This is a genomic window from Legionella nautarum (assembly GCF_001467895.1).
Taxonomy (GTDB): domain Bacteria; phylum Pseudomonadota; class Gammaproteobacteria; order Legionellales; family Legionellaceae; genus Tatlockia; species Tatlockia nautarum.
Window position 1 is genome coordinate 1,177,423 of record NZ_LNYO01000013.1, and the last position, 20,454, is coordinate 1,197,876.

Here is a 20,454-nt window from a genome sequence, read left to right on the forward strand (position 1 = left end):
TTATGTGCAGAGTATTAACTTATCTTGGTAAACCAATTTTAATTGAGGAGCTTTTATATAAAACTGATAACTCGTTTATAAAACAAAGTTATGATCCGATTTACATGTCGCATCTACTTAATTTAGCGGGTTTTGGGCTGGCTGCATGGAATAATGAGTCCCATAATCCAGATTTCCCCTATCTGTATAAAACACCACAACTCCCTTTTTACGATGAAAATCTTCGCAGCCTCGCTTCAAAAATTTCCCCCCATTGTCTTTTAGCGCATTTAAGAGGGGTCTCATACAGTGAAAGGCAAGTGATTACCATTCAAAATGTCCATCCTTTTTCGTTTCCTGGAACCAATATAGTCCTAGCACATAACGGTTCTTTATATGATTTTAAATTAATGCGCTATGATTTATTAGAATTTATCGATACTGCTTATAAAAAAGAAATAAAAGGCACAACTGACAGCGAATGGCTGTATTATTTATTTTTATCACAGCTAGAAAAAGCACAAACCGATTACTCAACCAAAGAAATTATCAATGCTGTATTTGAAATGATAAAAATACTGCAATTTGTAAGAAAGAAAAATAAAATTAAAATCAATTCGCCGGTTAATTTATTTATTACTAATGGACAATTTATAGCAGCTACCCGTTTCGTTTTAGATTATGGTTGGTTTGCGTTTGAGTCGCAACCTTCTGCACACGCAGCCTACCATTCGCTCTGGTATACCTATGGCGAATCTTATGGCTTTTATGACAAAGAATATCAGATGAAAGGTGCCGATATTAAAACCAGCATTATTATCGCTTCCGAACCGCTGACTGAGAATGCAACAACCTGGCTAGAAGTCCCTGAATATACCTTAATTGTGGCTCGCTCAGTAGAAGGTGAGATACAAATTAACTCTCAAGATATTAATATTTAACTCGTTTTTCTCTATCTAAATTAGTGACAAACTTTTTCCAGTTGCTTAAGATGTTTAGATAATTTTATGCCAAGGATAGCTGAAATGCCCGAATTACTTACCAAACATCCCGACATGGCTTTAAAACTTTTAAAAGATGCGAATATTCCCTGCGGAACTGGTGCAACACAAGCCATTCTAACAGCCTGCCCTAAAGACCAATTTTGTTCTTTGCCGTCTGGTGAGTTTTGCATTTATGGTACAAATCAAGTCTCAGAAATGCACCAGATTCATCCTGTTGAATTTTTACTTGTACCCAGCAATTTTGCACCCATTGGGGGATTAATTTTAATCGCACTGGCGATTGGGGTTTGGCTTGGTACCAAACTCCAAAAATAAGGATTAGTTAACGCGGAAATTAATGAGTTGCCAAGGATCTTCCTGGTCAAACTATTCTTCAAAAAGAGCAGCACGCTCTTATAAGGGAGTCCAATTAGTATAATAGCCACCTACTTTCCCCAAATAAGGAAAAGCGAGGATGCTGGATTCAAAGCTCAAACTTAGGATATGCTCTTTAATTAAAGTCAATGCAAAGGAATTGCAATGCTTAATCCCAGAGAGGTTACCTGCAAGGAAGATGCTGAACGCATAATTAAAGAGCGCCAACTTTCTCATGTTAAAGTCGGTATTTTTGATATCGATGGGGTCATGCTCGGAAAGTATATGAGCGCTAGTAAATTTTTATCTGCGCTCGACAATGGTTTTTCCTTTTGTGATGTTATCTTAGGCTGGGACTCTAAAAATAAACTCTACGATAATACTAAATACACTGGCTGGCACACAGGTTATCCTGATACCGCTGTGCGTATTTTGCCTCAAAGCTGCCGAGAACTTGTCTTTGAAGATAACCAATTGCTCTTTATGGCTGAATTTGCTGGTAAAGCGGAAGCCATATGTCCGCGAGCCCTATTGCGTCAAATGATCCAAAAAGCCGCTGCTATGGAGCTTGAAGCTTACGCTGCCTTGGAATATGAATTTTTTATGTTTGATGAAACTCCGGATAGCATTCGTGCGAAAGGTTTTCGCAATTTAAAGCCCATAACTCCTGATTTTTTTGGCTATTCCATTATTCGTAACACAGTGCATGCTGAGTTGTATCACCAAATTCTTCATATGAGTGAAGTCATGGATTTCCCCATCGAAGGTTTACATACAGAAACCGGGCCAGGCGTGATCGAAGCTGCCATTGCGGTAGATCAAGTCGAAGCAGCAGCTGATAAAGCTGCTTTATTTAAAACGTTTATGAAAGTCTTAGCCCAACGCAATAATAAAATGGCTACCTTTATGGCGAAATGGTCACCCCATTATCCCGGACAAAGTGGCCATATTCATCTTTCTCTTCAGTATATGAATGGTTTAGGCTCCGCTTTCTATGATCCAGCGAATGCCCACAACATGAGCAAAATTCAGCGCCATTTCCTTGCTGGACAACAACGCTTAATGCCCGAATTGTTGGCAATGCTTTCCCCCACGGTCAATAGCTATACCCGTCTTATTCCTGGCTTCTGGGCACCAACCGATGCCACCTGGGGAGTAGAAAATCGTACTACTGCTTTACGCCTAATTCCTGGTAATGAAAAATCGCAGCGTATTGAATACCGCTTAGGCTCCGCTGATGCCAATCCTTATTTGGCTTTAGCAGCGGCGCTTGGCTCAGGCTTATATGGTATTGAACATGAATTAGAACCCGAGCAGGAAATTAAAGGAAATGCCTACGCACAAGCCCATCATGAAGAATTAGCCCTACCCCATACCTTATGGGATGCTGCACAACGGCTAAAAAATTCAACAGCCGCCCGCAACTTATTTGGAGATGAGTTCATTGATCATTTTGTTGCTTCACGCGAATGGGAAGAACGGGAATTTAGGCAACATATCACCGATTGGGAGCTAGATCGTTATTTTGAAATTATTTAAGGAACGGCAATGACTAATACCTTAAAAACCTATTCCCCTATCGATAACTCTCTCTATGTTGAGCGTCCCTTTGCTAATGGCAAAGACATTCAACTCACCCTAACCAAAGCTCAACAAAGCCTAAAACAACTGCGTGCCCTCTCTTTATCGGAAAGAGAGAAATTTTGTACAGAAGCAGTTGATGCACTAGTTGCTGATAAACAAGAAATTGCACAGGAAATTTGTTGGCAAATAGGACGACCTATTTCCCAGGCAAGCAATGAAATCAATGGTTTTGAAGAACGCGCTCGCTATATGATTTCAACTGCAAAGACTGCTTTAATGCCAATAAATCTGCCTGAGAAATCAGGGTTTATACGTTATATCAACCGAGAACCTTTAGGAGTTGTTTTAGTCATTGCCCCGTGGAATTATCCCTATCTCACTGCAGTTAATGCGATTATTCCTGCTATTATGGCCGGTAATGCGGTCATTTTGAAACATTCAACTCAAACGCCTTTAGTAGCAGAACGTTTTGCCCATGCATTTAAATCTGCCAATTTACCCGATGGTATTTTCCAGTATTTGCATCTTACTCACGAAGACAGCCAAAAACTTATCCAATCTTCGCAAATTAACGCGGTTAGCTTCACCGGCTCAGTGAGTGGCGGTAAAGAAATTGAACGCGCAGCTGCAGGACAATTCCTCAATATTGGCCTTGAGTTAGGCGGCAAAGACCCAGCCTATATTCGCGCCGACGCTGAGCTTGATAAAGCAGCAGAAATTGCTATTGATGGTGCCTTCTTTAATTCTGGCCAATCTTGTTGCAGCATAGAACGCATCTATGTTCATCAAGAGGTCTACGAAGCTTTTCTGAAGAAAGCGATTTCTCTCGTCAACAAATACCGATTAGGCCGCCCTGATGAGCTTGAAACCACACTTGGTCCCTTAGTTCGTCCAGCCTCTGCAGAATTTGTGCGCGAACAGATTAAAGAAGCAATAAACCAAGGAGCCCTCACTCATATTAACCGCGAAGATTTCTCTATGGACCAACCTGGTTCTGCTTATATGGCTCCGCAAATTGTAACTCAGGTCAATCATCAAATGCGGATTATGACTGAGGAATCGTTTGGACCTGTTGTGGGGATTATGTCGGTTAAATGTGATGAAGAAGCAATTAAGTTGATGAACGATAGTAGTTACGGCCTCACTGCCGCTGTTTTTACACAAGATATAGACGCAGGAATAGCTATCGGCGAGCAATTAAACACCGGTACTTTTTTCATAAATCGTTGCGATTATCTTGATCCAGCACTCGCTTGGACCGGAGTAAAGAACTCAGGACGTGGATGCAGTCTGTCGTCTATTGGTTATGAATCGCTTACCAGACCTAAATCTTTTCATATTAGAACTTTTGAGGAATAAACAACATGAGTATCTCAGCGCTACAAGCGAATTGGAGTTACCCTACTTCTATCCGTGTTGGTGCAGGACGAGCTAAGGAGCTCCCTGCAGCCTGTCAGGCGCTGGCTATGCAAGCTCCGCTTCTTGTCACGGATCCTGCTCTGGCGAAATTAGCAATGATTAGTAACGCATTACAAAATTGCCGTCAGGCAAATTTGTCTGTTTCACTTTTTTGCCAAATTAAAGCAAATCCTAGCGGTGAAAATGTGATGGATGGAGTTAATGCTTATCGCGCCGGAAAACACGATGGTATTATTGCCTTTGGCGGCGGTTCTGCTTTAGATGCCGCTAAAGCTATTGCGCTCATGGTTGGACAGGCTCGTCCTTTATGGGATTTCGAAGACCTGGGTGATAATTGGTCACGTGCCAATGGGGCAGCTATGGCACCCATTGTCGCCTTACCAACTACCGCAGGTACAGGTTCCGAAGTAGGTCGTGCTTCGGTGATTACCAATACAAACGAGCGAATTAAGAAAATTATTTTCCATCCCAAAATGTTACCTAGCATTGTGATTCTCGATCCGGAACTGACGCTCGAACTGCCGCCAGCACTTACTGCGGCAACAGGCATGGATGCACTTTCGCATAGCTTAGAAGCCTATTGTGCAACTCACTATCATCCCTTAGCAGAGGGTATAGCTCTTGAAAGTATACGTCTAGTGAAAGAGTATTTACCACGTGCAGTTCACCAGGGATCTAATCTGGAAGCACGTACACAGATGCTAGTTGCTTCTACGATGGGGGCAACCGCTTTTCAACGTGGCCTGGGCGCCATGCACGCGCTTGCCCACCCTTTAGGTGCCATTTACGACGCCCACCACGGCCGCTTAAATGCGATTCTTATGCCCTATGTTCTGCAAGCTAACCGCTCGGCTATCGAACAAAAAATTTCCCGTTTAGCAGCCTATTTGCAACTAAAAAACAATTTTACTGGTTTTCTCGATTGGATTTTAGAATTACGGCAAGATCTGGGTATCGAGCATTCTTTGAAAGAATTAGGTATCGATGAACGTCAGATCGACCGAATTGCCAAAATGGCCACCGAAGATGCAGCTTCATTCGGAAACCCAATCCGTTTTAATGAGCTACAATATAAAGGTATACTTAAAGCAGCAATCAATGGGCAATTAAATGAGCCCATTAAAGTAAATGAAGAGTTCATATGAATATTGGTATCCTGCAATGTGATGTAGTCAATGAAAAATACATTGCAGAACATGGTATTTATCCAACAATGTTAGCAAACATGCTTCATCAAGCGGATCCTAATTTAACATTCACCGTGTTTGATGCAAGAAATGGCGAATTACCCAGACATATCGATGCATCAGACGCCTATCTGATCACTGGTAGCCGCCACGGAGTCAATGACGATTTTCCCTGGATTGCCATGCTTGAGAACTTTATTCTTCAATTGCATGCAGTGCAGAAAAAAATAATCGGCATCTGCTTCGGTCATCAGCTCATCGCCAAAGCCCTAGGTGGAAAAGTGATCAAATCGCCTAAAGGTTGGGGAGTAGGCGTGTCCACCAATAAAATTGTTCAACAAAAACCCTGGATGGAACCAGTACAAGAAATCCTGCAATTACTTGTCAGCCATCAAGATCAAGTCGTCGAATTACCCTCAGGTGCTGAAGTGTTAGCTAGTAGTGATTTTTGCCCCTTTTATATGCTGCAAATTGCTGAACATCTTATGACTGTCCAAGGTCATCCTGAATTCACAAAAGCTTATTCTCAAGCGATTATTGAAGAGCGTAAAGACATTTTAGGAGCAGAACGCACTGAACAAGGATTAAGGTCTTTAGAAAAAAATTTAGATAACTATCTTACTGCCAAATGGATCGTCAATTTTTTGCAATATGTAGGCTAAAACGGATGACAATTTGATAAAAATCAGGTTGGAAATGCTAAATGCAAATAAAGATAAATAATAAAAAAAAAATTATTGCCTGGGCACTCTATGACTTTGCAAGTTCATCATATTTTGTTGTAATTCTTACCTTTGTTTTTGCTGCTTATTTCACTAAGAAAATCACTCCTAATGCTGTCGAAGGGACGAGTTTATGGGGATATACCGTCTCTGCTTCTGCTTTATTAATTGCTATTATTAGTCCTATTCTTGGAGCAATAGCAGACTTTGGCGGCCATCATAAACGTTGGTTAATTACTTTTACTTATCTCGGAATAATATCCACTGCTTTGTTATGGTTTGCTTACCCAAATGAACGCTCAATTCTTTTAGTGTTAATTTGCGTTTTTATTAGTAATTTTGCCCTAGAAGAAAGTGCAGTATTTTATAACGCCTTTCTGCCTAAAATAGCCTCCAAAGCTTATTTAGGACGAATTTCAGGCTGGGGATGGGGTTGTGGTTATGTAGGTGGCATTTTTTGTTTATTAGCGGCCCTCTATTTTTTTATTGATGATGGTATTCATTTAGGTTTTAATAAAGAAAATGCCGCCAATGTCCGGGCAGTAGCCCTACTCGTAGCGGGTTGGTTGGCTATTTTTAGCCTCCCCATGTTCCTCATTGTTCAACCGCAGAAAAAATCTTATCTACCGATTAATCAGGCGGTGAATAAAGGACTTAAGGAATTAGTGATCACCTTAAAAAATTTACCCCAAAAGAGAAATATTTTTCTATTCTTAATTGCACGCATTATCTATATGGATGGTTTAAATACTCTCTTTTCACTGGGGGGGATTTATGCAGCAGGAACCTTCAACTTAACGGTAACTGACATCGTCTTTTTTGGTATTGTCATGAATATTTCCGCAGGTCTAGGCGCTGCCCTATTTGCTTGGTTGGATGATTGGATTGGCTCAAAAAAAACTATTCTTATCGCTCTCTTTTGTTTGTTAATTAGTTTTTGTTTTTTATTAACGGTAAAATCCAGCAGCTTATTTTGGTTAACAGCCCCAGTATTAGGACTATTTGTAGGGCCTGTACAAGCAGCTAGCCGTACTTTTTTAGCACGGTTAGCAAAGCCAGAAGAGATAACACGCATGTATGGTTTATATTCTTTAACAGGAAAAATCACTAGCTTTTTAGGCCCACTATTAGTCGGAATTTTTACTGGCTTCTTCAATAGCCAACGCTTAGGAATGGCTGTGCTGCTTCCTTTTTTTATTGTTGGTGGAGGGATATTATTCTTGGTAAAAGATCCTGGAAATCCCACGCTACGTTTTGGCTCTGAGCTATCCCCATGAATGAATATCATCCCTGCGAAAGGAGGGGATGATAATTTAAGCATAATGAAACTAACTAAAATTCATGCTCAAAAGGAACAGAGAGGTACATCAGCCCTTGTATTTAATTAGAAGTAAACCATGATATTCCCTCATCCTAATTCTAAAAACTATTCGTTTTCTTAATAACTGTTTTGATAAATTTAGATTTCGCAACCAGATAAAGAAATTGTCGATTCAACCAATCATAGGGAAAAGGAAGCGGCCTAAAAAAATCGATAAATAAAACTACTCTAGTATGATTCGATTTATTATAAGCTGCATGCAAAAACATATCATCGAAAACCACGCTTTCACCCGGTTTCCAGTAATAAGTAATTCCATCCACTTCTAAATGACAAAGGTTATTTTCTGGGATGATAATACCCAAATGATAGCGCAAAAGCCCTTTTAAATAACCATAATGCGGATTGATTGTAGCTTGAGGACCAAGTTGAGAAAAAAAGACATTACCCACATTAGGCATTTCTTTAAGTAAAGCTGCAGTTTTAGGGAAATATTGAATGTTTTTATCAATCATTTTATTACCCAATTTCAAAAAAATAGTCGTCCAATCAGGGTGTTCCTCTTTTTCAGTTGTGTCATCATTCCAAGGTAAGTTACTTATATGATTACCGCCATATAATCCTAATTGAATTAAAGTGGGTTGTGGTAATTTAAGTTGCAAAAAACTTAAATACTCTTCGCGAATATGATGATAATTTTCTTCAAATAATTTAGCTTGCGGAAAGCTTTTATGCGGATCTGGATAAGGAATATTTTCAAATACACCTCGATTACCAAGATATTGTAGAATTTTATTATATCCATGAACAATTTTGAAGCTTATCATCATCAACTCTCACTTCCTAGTTAACTAATATTTAAACCTTCTTGATAGCCAAAATTTAATAGTTCTTGTTCCTGATCCTTATTCAAATAATAGATACTAAATTTACTTAAATCAGGTGCTATTAGAAGATCGGCAAATTCACTATTTTGTTTTTCTTTCAATGAGGAACCCAATAATAGTGCCTTAATAAAACTATCCCAAACTGCAGGATAAATTTTCTCTTTTGTTTTACCGAGTCGTGCTTTTAAAAATTAAAATAGATTAATTTTTTGCGGAAAATTATATATTCTATTATCGGGGCTACTGGCTGAAAGACATGACGCAATGATTTTATTCTTTTTTCCAATCCGATTGCGCATTATATCAATCGGTAAGTTATTTATTAACCCACCATCGTAATGCAATTGCCCATTGATAATGCAAGGAGGTAATACACCTGGAATAGAATTACTTGCCATAAGTCGGGAAGCAAGTTCACCAGAATAGTGAGCCGATTCCCCGCAGATTGATAAATTAGCTGTAACACAAAAAAAGGGACGCCATAAATCCTCTATTTTTGTTTCTTGAAAAATTTCCTGCAAAACAGCTTGCGCTTGAGAGGAATTAAAAAACGATACTAAAGGCCAAGTTAAATTTTTAAATTTCGTGATACGATAAAAAGTATTAGTTATTCGCTCTAAATTATCCACCACCTGATTAAATTCAGAATCGAATAAATAACAGGCACCAATAAGTGCTCCTGCACTCACACCGGCTATTGCATCAATCTTTATATTTTTTTCAGCTAGAGCTTTAATTAATCCAACATGAAACCAACCTTTTGCTCCCCCACCCCCTAAGACAAGTGCGGTAGAACTACCATTGATAAAACGTAAAAGTCTCTGATAATCTTCGTCTCGATTTTGTTTGATATGGTAATGAAAAGCAAAAGAAAATTTTTCAAGCCATTTTATTGTATTAGAAGGCATTTTTACATTATCGCTGTGTAATAAAATTAATTCGATTTTCACATAATTTTTACTTATTTTATTATCAATTAAACTAATTATCTTAGGTTCAATGGATAAATCACTCTGGTTATCAGCTAACAAATAGACCGTTTTAATTTTAATTAGACCAATTAATTTTTCCAATATTTCTGCAGAAATTATCATCAGCAAAAAGATATGATTCTTTTTGTAACTCTGATTGTTTAATATTTCTTTTATTTTTGAAACCTCATTGGTTTCCACTAACAATAAATTCTGGTAATTTTCTGCATTTTTTTTTAATTTTTCCTTGAATTTATCAATCGATGTTTGAGGGTTAGCAGGAATAATAATATGCCACTGTTGAATAGCTTCATCGGCTATAAAGTTCATTGTTAATTGCGAACGAGCAATTACTGTTTTTGCCATCTTTTCCAATATAACCACATTGTTATAGCATAAATTTTTAAATTGTTCTGCTGATAAGCGAGCAAGTTGGGTAGCAACTATTGCTTTGACAGTGAGCATGCGAGGCTCTTCAGAAAGCACCCCAGCTTCTCCTAAAATTTGCCCTTGCTCAATAGTACCAATGGGCTGAAATTGCTGATCTTTATTAACAAGATAACTAGAAATATGGCCACTGATTACAAGATAGATATAATCAGACCTATCTCCTCGAGAGAAAAGAATTTCTCCTTCTTTTAAATTGATTAACTCAAACTGAGAGGCTAAATCAATTAACTCGCCTTCTTCTAGACAAGAAAACAAATCTACTTTTCTTATTAGATCAATGAATTCAATCATTACATAGGCTTTATTAAAATAGATATCTTTAATAAAGCAAAGATCTCCAAGAAAAGCAAAGTTCTCAGCTCAATACTAAGATCAATAGATAAGCTATCCATTTAAACCGTGATGAAATCACGAATTTTTTATCTATTAGGAACAATGAGTTATCATTTACTCTGGCTAGTCATTGCTGTTTAGATAATTATTATTGTTTCCTGCCTTCCATTTGTAAAATAGCTTACGGAAGCCTTTCAAAATACAGGTTTTTTAGTATAAATCAGAGAACGAGCAAACCAAAAAAACACTTAAATAAGACACTAAATTATAATAATTACAATAAAAATATTTATTCTCTATTACAGTAAAGACCTTCTAGAAAGCAATTAAAAATATTTTAATAAAGTCAAAAAGATCTGTAGAAAAATAAAAGGATTTACCCATTAAAACGACAATTATCCATCCAGTGAAAATAAAAAGAATAGCAAATAATAGACATATTTCCTATGTTGTTGTCATTATCAATAGTCGAAAAAAAATCAGTGACAAATTACTTGCACAATTTAAGTATTTGAGAAAAACAGCAAAATCATTACCAGTGCAGCAATTATTGTTATTTGCATTAGTTTTTCATTTTTAGTAGCCGATACCCTCATTGTTTAACCGTTCGGCTTGGGCATTGCGGTTGCTATCTTTGTGGATGCCTTATTAATTCGTACATTTTAGTACCTGCAACAATGACTCTTCTCATAGGCATTAATTGGTAGCTTTCTCGATGGTTGGATAAAATTTTGCCTCGTTTATAATTTTAATACCCTCTTGATTTTATAGTAATTAAATTCAATAATTCCTTCGCTTTAAGCAAGTCATTAAACTCGAATGGAATACATGGAAATGAAATTAATTACAATTCTAGCTCATTGCTTTGTTTGGAAATTTACTCACCGTAACCTGACTACCCTGTTATTTAGTTTTTTATTGATTTTTACTCCCTTAGCGCATAGTGAACGCTATTATCTTTGTGGTCCTGATGAAGATGGATGTTATAAAGAAATTTACCAATATTGTGCTTGTATCCCTGTTAATGAAGAGGAATCGCATAAACCCTTTTGTTTTAATTTTGATAAATTATCTTGCACGCCATTATCCCAAACACCTCATTGTGATCCGGCGCTAACCTTTAAAAACCAGGCAAGCTGTCTTAGTATGATCTTTCAAAGCATACCAAGCCCGGCTTGTAGAATTCACACAAAAGTATTTTGCCTGAAACATAACACGCCCATTTGCAATAAGGATGGAGAACCGCAAAGCTGCCAAAGAGAATCCGGATAGTTTGGGTTGAGCCCTATGGTTAAGTTGATTCCATATTTACCAAGCTCCGTTCGGACTCCCATCCCGTTCGCCCTGAGGTAGCGCGCAGCGCTTTCTCGAAGTGTCACAAAAAGCCCCCTCCCTTCGAGAACCTCAAGACAAGCCTTCGAGACGCACGCCATGCGTGCTCCTCAGGCTGAACAGAATAAAATGAATACAAATGCTTTAGATCCTCATTTCGTGGGGATATCTCAGAGTCCGAACGGTTAATTGGTTAAACTATAAGATTGAATTATCAGCTGGATACGACTTATTCTGACGCCCATGGACCAAGACCAACCAGTAGACGGAAAAGTCAACTCATCAAAGAGAAATAATTTCTTGAATTTCGGGCATATAGTATTCGGCTTGACCAGTTTTGATTGTTAAATTTTCTAAAGGCTTATACAGGCTTTTGGCATGAGTATGACCACAGAATACCGAAAATTTGATTTGCTCATATTTCACAGCTAACTCAAGTAAAACTTTACCGGTTGCTTGCGATGAATAATAAGGAAAAAAATCTTTGCTATCGGTTTTTCCACGATGAAAGCAACTTTCTTTAAAAGGGGGCACATGCGTGATCACTAATAGTTGTTTTGCACCAAGAGCCGCTGCATCAATTATTTTATCATTTAATTGTTGCGCATCAGAGTCAGCGAATAGCTGCATTTGTTCTAATAATGACTTTTTGCCTGAACTCTGCTGTAAAAATAAATCGACAATTAAACGACTATCATTCACCGCTACTGGACTCTGATAATAATTACCATTACGACCATCTGCCCATCCATCTTGCCCCACCAAATAGATCTGATTTTTTAACAAAACAGGTTTTGTTGCGGGAAGCCAATGTAGTATCGGCATTGTATTATCTAATTGAGACATTTCATCTCTTACTTCCTGCACATATCCGAAGTAATAATCATGATTACCTAATACAAAATAAATAGGACGATTAATCACCTTTCCCATCTCAATTAATATTTCTTTAACAGTAGGCGCCTCAGCAATATCGCCACTGATAATGATTAAATCTACCTTTGCAATGACAATGAATTCATAGAACCTTATTCGTGAATTTCGATCTAAAAAATTCAGATGAATATCAGTGAGCCAGGCAATTTTCATATACATCTCTCAGAACTTTATCCTTTTAAGTCTAGCAAAAGAATTTATTGAAGAGAGACTTTTAAGATGCTGGACCCGGATTACAATTTGCAGATTCAATCGTCTTCACATCAATTAACATTTGTGTATGATGCTCGCCTGTATTAGCAAGCAGCACTTTTCCTTCTATAATCACTTTTTTACCCAATAAGTCCTGTTCTTCCTCATATTGTTCTGGTTTAAGTACGAGTTCGAAGCGGGATATCGGTTCTTCTAAACGATAAAGTGTCCTAGTTTCAGAATTATAACCTTCACCGCAATAAGATTTATCTGTCGAAAGGATCCAATAGGTTTCAGTTTGTTTTTCATTTTGATTAGAGCTGTCATCAGTCAAGACCGGCGCCATACTCATTAATTTGCCCATCAAATGTATTTGACTCCCTTCGACGATGCATCCCTCAACTTGGGGTTGGTTACCTGAATCAGCCAAAGCTGAGGCAAATAATGCCATGGCTATTAGGGTAAGTAGTAACTTCATCGATCCCTCTTCAATTGTATTTTTTATGCATAATGATATGGGTATAGTAAAAATTTCAAAAGAACTCCAGAAATAATTAGTTCAATAAGCAGAGAATAGAATGACTTTTAGATAGTTCTTTAAGTACTGGGGCTAAAACTCAAATGTAAATTAATGAACTTATTGACATAGAAATAATACTCATGATAAGAAAAAGCACCTTAACTTGAATCATTATTTTCATGTTCAAATGCTCTTCTCTAATTGTTTTAACGTTAATGGCTAACCTTAGTTTTGCCAAACCCTGCATTTACAATGGAAGTTGTTTTAAACTGAATAATCAGCATAATCAATCCGCTAAAATTATCTGCCACAATAAATACCCTGGTAATTTTTCAGTTGAAGCTGCAGGCAATTCCGAAGGCTCCACTCAATTTGATATCAGCTTAAATGACGGTATGGGACATCCTGAACCCGAGGAACTTTATTGTGAAATCAATTTCACGGGCGATGAGCCTAACCATAGCTTTAGCTTCTATAATCCTTTTTGGGGACCTACTATTGAATTCACCCTTTTATCAAGCCAAAAAATGGCTATTGTTGCCTATGATAAATGGGGTTCTGATCAAAAACATTTTGATGTCAGTTGGTAGTTGGAATTAATTGACTTCGAAGTCTTAATACCATAGATTCATTAACCAAAATCTTTATAGGAAGCCCTAATGGACTATCACTATTTCAAAGACATTATTAATAATTTATATGCGCGTTATGTAGGCTATGATCAACGCCCCACTTTTTTTGATATTGAGCAAACTTTTCCTGCATTAACAGAGGTCACTCAGCATTTCGAAACCATTAAAAAAGAATTTGAAAATGTATTAGCTCAATCATCCAGATTGCCACGATACCATGATATCGATCCTGGTGAGGCTGATATATCAGATAGCACTCAAAAAAATTGGAATGTTTTTATGCTTTACCTTTTAGGTTATGAATTAGAAAAAGCACAAAAACTATGTCCAACTATTTGCAATTTGGTTAAAAAAATTCCGCATCTAATTCAAGCTTTTTTTTCTATTCTCGAACCAGGAAAATCAATTCCACTGCATAAAGGTCCTTATATTGGCTATTTGCGCTATCATTTAGGAATCCATGTTCCAAAGAATAATCCTCCGCAAATTATCGTTAATAATCAACCCTATACTTGGCGTGAAGGCGAAGCAGTTATGTTTGACGATTCCTGGCCTCATGAGGTTAGAAATGAAAGTGATGATTTCCGCGCCGTACTCATAATAGATGTACTTCGCCCTATGCCCTTCTTTCCTCATATGGTTAATCAGTTTGTTACCAATATCATCGGACGATATTTTTATGGCCGCAAAGTGGTACAGCGGGCCTTACAGTATGATGAGGAAATCAAACCCTTAGCTCAGTAATTAAATGAGGTTCAACCAGGTTGGACCTTGGCCCAACAAAGTTATTAAAAAGGGTGAATCACGATGTCTGAAAGAGTCGAAGAGAATTTATCTGAAACAGAATTCGCAGCCGTCGAATTTACAAATAATATCAACCCACGAATCCATGTTAGGCCTATGTATTTTGAACTTGGCTTTAGCCCATCACCATTCATTTATGGAAGATCTGCAGTCCTTCAGCGCTTAGTTAAAGCCCTTGATTTTTTACCCCAAGAATATGGTTTCCTTGTCTGGGACGTTTATCGTCCAAGGGCTATCCAAGCGATTATTTTTGACTGGATGAGCCAAGAAATTCAAAAAAAATTTCCCCAACTCAGCCCACAAGAAAATTACGAAAAGACCAAAAATTTTGCTTCCCCCCCAGCAAAAGTAGGCGACAAATATTGCCCCCCACATCTTAGCGGTGGAGCCATTGATTTAACCTTATGTGAGGTCTCGAGCGGTAAAGAATTAGATCTGGGCACTGCTTTTGATGATTGTTCAGAGAGAGCTAATCGTGATTATTTTGACCAATTAGATAGCTGTCTTTAGACGATAAGCTTGTTAAAGAGAGACGGCAATTACTGCGAATGACCTTGGAAAAAGTTGGATTTACTTCCTACCAATATGAATGGTGGCATTTTGATTTTGGTAATCTTTTTTGGAGTCGAGCCCACCATTGTCCTGAATTATTTGGACCTTTGTTTGGTGACAGCGAATGGCCCTAGCAAAAAAACTCTAGCTTCAGATAGAATGGGTAGATATACTGCCTACCCAAATTGATTGAGTTTTATTCTATGCTTAGCTATCAACACGGATACCACGCCGGTGGTTTCGCCGATGTCATTAAACATCTTACACTTGCCCGCTTATTAACTTACATGACAGGCAAAGATAAGCCCTTGTTTTATTTAGAAACACATTCGGGTCGAGGCAGCTATGATTTAAAAAATCATCAAGCCACCAAAACCGGCGAAAATCGACAAGGGATCAATCTGCTTTGGGAGCAAAAAGGCAAGTTACCCGCGATTTTTGACCCTTATTTACATTCGATTAAAAAACTCAATCAAGCAAAAGAATTACGTTTTTACCCAGGCTCACCCTGCTTAGCCATCGATCTTTTGCGCGAACAAGATCGATTATATTGCTGTGAATTACACCCTCAAGAATTTGAGCATTTACAAAAATTAGTACATCCTGGCAAGCGTGTTTTTTACAGTCATAGTGATGGGGTAGAGAGTATGAATGCTTTACTTCCCCCTCCTGAACGCCGCGGATTAATTTTTATAGACCCTTCCTATGAGATAAAAACGGAATATAAAGAAATTCCTAAAGCGATTAAAGCAGCTCATCAACGTTTCGGCACAGGTATTTTTTGCCTTTGGTACCCGATAGTCGATAAGCGGCTTCACGAACAACTATTACGGGGGATGGATAGTATTGCCGCAAATAATGCTTTACGCATCGAATTTAACTTAACGAGCTCTCTTCAAGCTGGAATGAATGGCTGTGGTTTATGGGTTATCAATCCACCTTATGTACTTGCCGAAGAAATGAAACAAGCCCTCACTTATTTGCGAACTTTATTCAATCCTGGTGTTTCTTCTTTCATTGTTGACGCAGTTTAGCCTAGACTTTTAAAAAGGATAGAAAAAGGATTTCAGATGAAAGTTATTCCTGTTCCAGCATTTACTGATAATTATATTTGGCTAATTATTGATACTAACAATCGTCAAGCTGTTTGTGTTGATCCTGGTGAAGCTAAACCTGTTCTTGATTTTTTAACTCGTGAAAACTTAGCGCTTCAGGCGATCTTACTCACCCATCATCATTTTGATCACATTGGTGGGACTGCGGAGTTAGTGCAAGCCAATCCAGGAATCGCAGTTTATGGCCCCAAAGATCCCCGCATCCCCCTGGTTACTCACAGCCTGCAAGACAAAGATACCTTGGAACTTAATTCTTATCATTTCGCCATTTTAGCCACACCCGGACATACTTCCACTCACCTTTGCCTTCATGAACCTAATCACGGCTTGTTATTTTGCGGTGATACTTTATTTTCAGCAGGCTGCGGAAGAGTATTTGACGGCACCATTGAAGAGTTACACAGTTCTTTACAAAAACTTAAAAATTTAGCTGATGAAACCAAAGTCTATTGTGCTCACGAATATACTTTACAAAATCTGCGCTTCGCTGCGATCGTTGAACCTGATAATCTATCAGCTCAAGCTCTCATGCAAAAATTATTGAATCAAAAAAATCCTTGCTCCCTCCCATCGACTATTGCCATTGAAAAACAAATTAATCCTTTTCTAAGAACGGAAATAGCAGCGGTCAAAGACTACGCAAGGAATAGAGGATCTCAGAGTGACTGTTCTTTATCTGTATTCAAACAACTCCGAGAAGATAAGGACAGATTTTAGCGCGCCTATTAACCGAGTCATTTTTATTCTATTTGGTTTTTGTCTAAGCAAAAAGGTTTATTGCTCTAACTTTATTTAGTACACTATTCAACCATAATAATAAAAAAAGGCACCCCATTGAAGTTTAACCCTTTAAGTCTTCTATTATTGTTCTTTTGCAGTTTTTATCTTTTTCCTCAAACGCTTCATTCGCGCATGGCCCCCAACGTTTGGGATGTCTTGCGCAGCCAATTTAGCTTAAACCATGAAGTGAGCCAACCCGATGTCCAATCGCAGTTACGCTGGCTAGTCACTCATCCGCATTATTTACAAAAATTAGCCCAAGCCGAACCTTATATTTATCACATCGTAACCGAAGTAAAAAAGCGAGGGTTACCAGGCGAACTCGCACTCTTACCGATGATTGAAAGTGCATATAATCCTTTTGCCTATTCAGGGGTTGGTGCTGCAGGATTATGGCAGCTTATGCCCAGAACAGGAAATGATTGGGGTCTAAAACAAGATTGGTGGTTTGATGCACGGCGTAGTATTCGTCCTTCGACGAATGCCGCACTCAATTACTTAACCCACTTACGGAAATATTTTAATGGTAATTGGATCTTAGCGATTGCAGCCTATGATTCAGGAGAGGGAACCGTCGCTCGCGCAATAAAAAGCAGCGGTCAAACGGCCGGTAATATTCATTTCTGGTCTTTACCTGTACCCAATGAAACCAGGGCCTATGTTCCTCGATTACTGGCGCTTGCTGAAATTATTCAATACCCACAACGATATCGAATCAGACTTCCAGATATCCCTCATACCCCCTATTTTGAAGAGGTTAATATTGGCAGCCAGATCGATCTTAATCATGCTGCAAAACTTGCTGGCATGTCTTACAAAGATCTCATTAAACTTAACCCAGGCTATAATCGCTGGGCAACAGCACCTTATGAACCATTCAAATTGCTTATTCCAACCGATAAAGTGGCTTATTTTAATCGTAACCTAGCTACTGTCCCCACAGACAAACGCGTCAGTTGGACACGACATCAGGTACATCATGGAGATACCTTAGGCTCAATCGCTCAAAGGTATTTTACAACCGTAAAACTCATTCAAGAATTGAATCAATTAAAGACTGACAAATTAAAATTGGGCCAGTATATATTAATCCCGAGCAGTAAAAATACTGCCGTGGCTGCAGTACGCAAGGCAACCCCGATGATTGAGGCCGATAAACCAATCACTTCACAAACCTACAAAGTCATCCATATTGTTCAACCCGGAGATAGTTATCAAACCTTAGAAAAAAAATACCAGGTCACCACTGCTGACATTCAAAGTTGGAATCACATCAATCAATCAGCAACATTAAAAAGCGGGACACAACTCATTATCTGGAAACGCATTGTGCAGTATGGAAGCTACACTGTCAAAGCTGGAGATAGTTTGAATAGTATTGCGAAACAACATCAGACGGATACGAAAAAACTCGCTCAGCTTAATCCTAGTATTGATAAGAACCGGTTAAAACCAGGGCAACGATTGGTGATTGGGTGATTTGTTGTAAGGGTGAACCCCATCACTACGTCCCGCGACTTGTTCGCGGGATCAAGAGATATCAATATGAAAAAAAATCGCCTAGCCTACTTCATCCTTAGCAGCTACAAACTCCTTCAATAACTTTTGCATGACGCCAAGGTCAACCGGCTTAGAAATGATCTTATTCATTCCCGAGGGCAAGGGGCCTTCAGACTCATCTAAAACATGGGTCGTTAAACCAACAATCGGTATTGCTTTTTTATTAGAAGCTTGTTCCCAATCGCGAATAGAGCGAGTTAATTCATCAGCTGAAATACGCGGTAATTCAACATCAGTAATAATTAAGTCAAAATCTGTTTCTTTGATTAGTTGCAAGGCCTGTTCTCCATCCGCAGCGGATAAAAAGCGACAACCAGTTTGCACGCAGAGACCTTCAAGAAAGCGCAATGCGACAATATTAGTTTCTATTAAGAGAACAGAAGGCAAAATTCCCGATGTAGCTATTTCCCTAAGCGATGTAACAGCTTCTTTATCAGGATCTGTCTTTCGCAATTCAGCACTATTACTGTACTCGACTACTTTCATTGGTAAATTAAAATAAAAAATTGAGCCTTTACCAAGCTCGCTTTCTAACTTTAGCTCTCCCCCTAATAATAGAACGTAGTTTTGAGCGACGTGTAAGCCAACACCATGGTCTCCCAGTTCATTTTGTTCCTTTGCACAACCAGTATCTATACGGAAAAAACGATCAAAGATTTGGGTTTGCAACTCATCCGCAATACCAATTCCTGTATCTTGTACCTTAAACTGCAATTGCACATATTCTTTATCATCCACTGCTACTTTTATTTTGAGGGTAATAGTCCCTTTTTCAGTGAATTTAATGGCATTACTAAGAAGATTTAATAAAACTCGCTGGAGTTTCTGTCCATCCGTAATTAATTTTTTGGGAACTGCATCATCAATATCGAATACTAAATCAAGATTTTTTATTTTTACTGCAGGTAACATCAGATGAATAATACCTTGAATAAGTTGACGTAACTCAACTATTTCTTCATTCACATCAGTTTCCTTTAGCTCATCATCAGATACGACTTGTAAAACTCGATTCAATAATTCTAAAAGTTGCTTTCCACTTTCACTAATCCACTGTGTATATTGCTTTTCTTCTGCATTATGAAGTTTAGCTTCTAGGAGTTTTGATAGACCAACAATCCCACTTAAAGGCGTGTGAATATCATGACTCATGTTAGCAATAAATTCAGTTTTGGCATGATTTGCAACCTCAGCAGCTTCTTTTGCTCGACGCAAAGCGACTTCCATTTTTTTACGTTCAGTGATATCAATTGACACCCCTAAAACGCCAATAATCCTGTTATTTTTGTCACGAAGCGGTGTTTTCTGTGAAAAGTAAATGGCTAATCCATTAGCCATTACCGCATATTCTTCCGCAGTGTGAGGCATGCCAGAATCCATTACTATGGTGTTAAGCTTATTTAATTCCTCAGCTTGATCTTTCCAAGGTAAATCAAAATTTGTTTTCCCAACAATTTCTTTTCGAGATTGCAATTTCGCATTCGCTGCTTGTAGGTCATTGCAACCGAGAAAAACATTATTTCTATCTAACCAATATACGTGTCCAGGCATCACTGCAAGAATACTTTCATAGTAATCTTGAGTTTCCTTAATTTTTAATTTTTCTTGCTCCAGAGCAGCTGTTAATTGAGCTATTTCTTTATCTTTTTCATCAATAATTTTCTGAAGCTTTTCCTCTTGCTCAAAATTCATTATTCACCTTTGCTGTGAGGATTTGCTATAAATTTTTAAAAGCCGTCAATAATAACATTATTAGCTACTATTCTACTAAAGATAGAATGAATAATGACCATTTAATTATTAGATTAGCCCATTATTTG

Annotated in this window: 21 protein-coding genes; 15 read left to right on the forward strand and 6 right to left on the reverse strand. The window is 38.2% G+C overall.

Annotated elements, in window-relative coordinates; all coding sequences use genetic code 11:
* Positions 1 to 2: 2 nt before the first annotated feature.
* The 7 genes from Lnau_RS08630 to Lnau_RS08660 all read left to right on the forward strand — a co-directional run bounded on the left by Lnau_RS08630 (position 3) and on the right by Lnau_RS08660 (position 7,526).
* A complete protein-coding gene (locus Lnau_RS08630; RefSeq protein ID WP_058504706.1) occupies positions 3 to 920 on the forward strand; it encodes a class II glutamine amidotransferase in 918 nt (305 codons plus the stop codon).
* 84 nt (positions 921 to 1,004) lie between these two features.
* Entirely contained in the window at positions 1,005 to 1,298 is a 294-nt protein-coding gene (locus tag Lnau_RS08635; RefSeq protein WP_058504707.1) for a hypothetical protein, read from the forward strand.
* Between the two features lie 204 nt (positions 1,299 to 1,502).
* Complete coding sequence (locus Lnau_RS08640) at positions 1,503 to 2,876, forward strand: glutamine synthetase family protein (protein WP_058504708.1); 1,374 nt, start codon at positions 1,503 to 1,505, stop codon at positions 2,874 to 2,876.
* A 9-nt stretch (positions 2,877 to 2,885) separates the two neighbouring features.
* Positions 2,886 to 4,280, forward strand: a complete 1,395-nt coding sequence (locus Lnau_RS08645) for an aldehyde dehydrogenase family protein (RefSeq protein ID WP_058504709.1) — start codon at positions 2,886 to 2,888, stop codon at positions 4,278 to 4,280.
* Positions 4,281 to 4,285: 5 nt separating this feature from the next.
* Positions 4,286 to 5,485 carry an iron-containing alcohol dehydrogenase gene (locus Lnau_RS08650; protein WP_058504710.1) on the forward strand — a complete coding sequence of 400 codons (1,200 nt, stop codon included), beginning with the start codon at positions 4,286 to 4,288 and terminating at the stop codon, positions 5,483 to 5,485.
* Complete coding sequence (locus tag Lnau_RS08655) at positions 5,482 to 6,189, forward strand: glutamine amidotransferase-related protein (protein ID WP_058504711.1); 708 nt, start codon at positions 5,482 to 5,484, stop codon at positions 6,187 to 6,189. Before Lnau_RS08650 ends, Lnau_RS08655 begins: the two co-directional genes overlap by 4 nt.
* 41 nt (positions 6,190 to 6,230) lie before the next feature.
* Complete coding sequence (locus Lnau_RS08660; RefSeq protein WP_058504712.1) at positions 6,231 to 7,526, forward strand: MFS transporter; 1,296 nt, start codon at positions 6,231 to 6,233, stop codon at positions 7,524 to 7,526.
* A gap of 142 nt (positions 7,527 to 7,668) precedes the next feature.
* Here the strand turns inward: Lnau_RS08660 and Lnau_RS08665 are convergent, their stop codons facing one another.
* The 3 genes from Lnau_RS08665 to Lnau_RS08670 form a co-directional block, all read right to left on the reverse strand.
* Positions 7,669 to 8,400, reverse strand: a complete 732-nt coding sequence (locus tag Lnau_RS08665; protein ID WP_058504713.1) for an aspartyl/asparaginyl beta-hydroxylase domain-containing protein — start codon at positions 8,398 to 8,400, stop codon at positions 7,669 to 7,671.
* 17 nt (positions 8,401 to 8,417) lie between these two features.
* Entirely contained in the window at positions 8,418 to 8,558 is a 141-nt protein-coding gene (locus tag Lnau_RS16385; protein WP_157070642.1) for a hypothetical protein, read from the reverse strand.
* Positions 8,559 to 8,648: 90 nt separating this feature from the next.
* Positions 8,649 to 10,169, reverse strand: a complete 1,521-nt coding sequence (locus Lnau_RS08670) for a patatin-like phospholipase family protein (RefSeq protein ID WP_058504714.1) — start codon at positions 10,167 to 10,169, stop codon at positions 8,649 to 8,651.
* A gap of 876 nt (positions 10,170 to 11,045) precedes the next feature.
* Between Lnau_RS08670 and Lnau_RS08675 the strand changes: the two genes are divergently transcribed.
* Positions 11,046 to 11,483, forward strand: coding sequence for a hypothetical protein (locus Lnau_RS08675; RefSeq protein WP_238585940.1), 438 nt, complete (start codon positions 11,046 to 11,048; stop codon positions 11,481 to 11,483).
* Positions 11,484 to 11,825: 342 nt separating this feature from the next.
* Here the strand turns inward: Lnau_RS08675 and Lnau_RS08680 are convergent, their stop codons facing one another.
* The gene (locus tag Lnau_RS08680) at positions 11,826 to 12,632 is read right to left on the reverse strand and encodes a metallophosphoesterase family protein (RefSeq protein WP_058504867.1); all 807 of its coding nucleotides are present in this window, start codon (positions 12,630 to 12,632) and stop codon (positions 11,826 to 11,828) included.
* Between the two features lie 61 nt (positions 12,633 to 12,693).
* Positions 12,694 to 13,149 carry a DUF4431 domain-containing protein gene (locus Lnau_RS08685; RefSeq protein WP_058504715.1) on the reverse strand — a complete coding sequence of 152 codons (456 nt, stop codon included), beginning with the start codon at positions 13,147 to 13,149 and terminating at the stop codon, positions 12,694 to 12,696.
* 257 nt (positions 13,150 to 13,406) lie between these two features.
* Here Lnau_RS08685 and Lnau_RS08690 point away from each other — a divergent pair, with 257 nt between their 5' ends.
* From Lnau_RS08690 to Lnau_RS08715, 7 genes are all read left to right on the forward strand, one after another.
* The gene (locus Lnau_RS08690; RefSeq protein WP_238585941.1) at positions 13,407 to 13,781 is read left to right on the forward strand and encodes a hypothetical protein; all 375 of its coding nucleotides are present in this window, start codon (positions 13,407 to 13,409) and stop codon (positions 13,779 to 13,781) included.
* A gap of 69 nt (positions 13,782 to 13,850) precedes the next feature.
* Positions 13,851 to 14,567, forward strand: a complete 717-nt coding sequence (locus Lnau_RS08695) for an aspartyl/asparaginyl beta-hydroxylase domain-containing protein (RefSeq protein WP_058504717.1) — start codon at positions 13,851 to 13,853, stop codon at positions 14,565 to 14,567.
* Between the two features lie 63 nt (positions 14,568 to 14,630).
* Positions 14,631 to 15,137: a M15 family metallopeptidase gene (locus Lnau_RS08700; RefSeq protein WP_058504718.1), complete on the forward strand. Its 507-nt coding sequence runs from the start codon at positions 14,631 to 14,633 to the stop codon at positions 15,135 to 15,137.
* On the forward strand, positions 15,128 to 15,313 hold the full coding sequence (locus tag Lnau_RS16970) for a M15 family metallopeptidase (RefSeq protein WP_420795480.1): 186 nt from the start codon (positions 15,128 to 15,130) through the stop codon (positions 15,311 to 15,313). The genes Lnau_RS08700 and Lnau_RS16970 overlap by 10 nt, the downstream gene beginning before the upstream one ends.
* A gap of 69 nt (positions 15,314 to 15,382) precedes the next feature.
* On the forward strand, positions 15,383 to 16,213 hold the full coding sequence (locus tag Lnau_RS08705; protein ID WP_058504719.1) for a 23S rRNA (adenine(2030)-N(6))-methyltransferase RlmJ: 831 nt from the start codon (positions 15,383 to 15,385) through the stop codon (positions 16,211 to 16,213).
* Positions 16,214 to 16,249: 36 nt separating this feature from the next.
* Positions 16,250 to 17,011, forward strand: a complete 762-nt coding sequence (gene gloB / locus Lnau_RS08710) for a hydroxyacylglutathione hydrolase (RefSeq protein ID WP_058504720.1) — start codon at positions 16,250 to 16,252, stop codon at positions 17,009 to 17,011.
* A 195-nt stretch (positions 17,012 to 17,206) separates the two neighbouring features.
* A complete protein-coding gene (locus tag Lnau_RS08715) occupies positions 17,207 to 18,553 on the forward strand; it encodes a lytic transglycosylase (RefSeq protein ID WP_083503809.1) in 1,347 nt (448 codons plus the stop codon).
* An 81-nt stretch (positions 18,554 to 18,634) separates the two neighbouring features.
* On the opposite strand, the gene Lnau_RS08720 is transcribed toward Lnau_RS08715, so the two are convergent.
* Positions 18,635 to 20,326: an ATP-binding protein gene (locus tag Lnau_RS08720; protein ID WP_058504722.1), complete on the reverse strand. Its 1,692-nt coding sequence runs from the start codon at positions 20,324 to 20,326 to the stop codon at positions 18,635 to 18,637.
* Positions 20,327 to 20,454: the final 128 nt, after the last annotated feature.

Bases quoted from the DNA above. Each gene is read 5' to 3' on its own strand.
- Lnau_RS08685 (WP_058504715.1), bottom strand. From the start codon at position 13,149: ATGAAGTTACTACTTACCCTAATAGCCATGGCATTATTTGCCTCAGCT.
- Lnau_RS08720 (WP_058504722.1), bottom strand. From the start codon at position 20,326: ATGAATTTTGAGCAAGAGGAAAAGCTTCAGAAAATTATTGATGAAAAA.
- gloB (WP_058504720.1), top strand. From the start codon at position 16,250: ATGAAAGTTATTCCTGTTCCAGCATTTACTGATAATTATATTTGGCTA.
- Lnau_RS08630 (WP_058504706.1), top strand. From the start codon at position 3: ATGTGCAGAGTATTAACTTATCTTGGTAAACCAATTTTAATTGAGGAG.
- Lnau_RS08705 (WP_058504719.1), top strand. From the start codon at position 15,383: ATGCTTAGCTATCAACACGGATACCACGCCGGTGGTTTCGCCGATGTC.
- Lnau_RS08675 (WP_238585940.1), top strand. From the start codon at position 11,046: ATGAAATTAATTACAATTCTAGCTCATTGCTTTGTTTGGAAATTTACT.
- Lnau_RS08690 (WP_238585941.1), top strand. From the start codon at position 13,407: ATGGCTAACCTTAGTTTTGCCAAACCCTGCATTTACAATGGAAGTTGT.
- Lnau_RS08695 (WP_058504717.1), top strand. From the start codon at position 13,851: ATGGACTATCACTATTTCAAAGACATTATTAATAATTTATATGCGCGT.
- Lnau_RS08715 (WP_083503809.1), top strand. From the start codon at position 17,207: ATGGCCCCCAACGTTTGGGATGTCTTGCGCAGCCAATTTAGCTTAAAC.
- Lnau_RS08635 (WP_058504707.1), top strand. From the start codon at position 1,005: ATGCCCGAATTACTTACCAAACATCCCGACATGGCTTTAAAACTTTTA.
- Lnau_RS08650 (WP_058504710.1), top strand. From the start codon at position 4,286: ATGAGTATCTCAGCGCTACAAGCGAATTGGAGTTACCCTACTTCTATC.
- Lnau_RS08680 (WP_058504867.1), bottom strand. From the start codon at position 12,632: ATGAAAATTGCCTGGCTCACTGATATTCATCTGAATTTTTTAGATCGA.
- Lnau_RS08700 (WP_058504718.1), top strand. From the start codon at position 14,631: ATGTCTGAAAGAGTCGAAGAGAATTTATCTGAAACAGAATTCGCAGCC.
- Lnau_RS08640 (WP_058504708.1), top strand. From the start codon at position 1,503: ATGCTTAATCCCAGAGAGGTTACCTGCAAGGAAGATGCTGAACGCATA.
- Lnau_RS08655 (WP_058504711.1), top strand. From the start codon at position 5,482: ATGAATATTGGTATCCTGCAATGTGATGTAGTCAATGAAAAATACATT.
- Lnau_RS08670 (WP_058504714.1), bottom strand. From the start codon at position 10,169: ATGATTGAATTCATTGATCTAATAAGAAAAGTAGATTTGTTTTCTTGT.
- Lnau_RS08645 (WP_058504709.1), top strand. From the start codon at position 2,886: ATGACTAATACCTTAAAAACCTATTCCCCTATCGATAACTCTCTCTAT.
- Lnau_RS08665 (WP_058504713.1), bottom strand. From the start codon at position 8,400: ATGATGATAAGCTTCAAAATTGTTCATGGATATAATAAAATTCTACAA.
- Lnau_RS08660 (WP_058504712.1), top strand. From the start codon at position 6,231: ATGCAAATAAAGATAAATAATAAAAAAAAAATTATTGCCTGGGCACTC.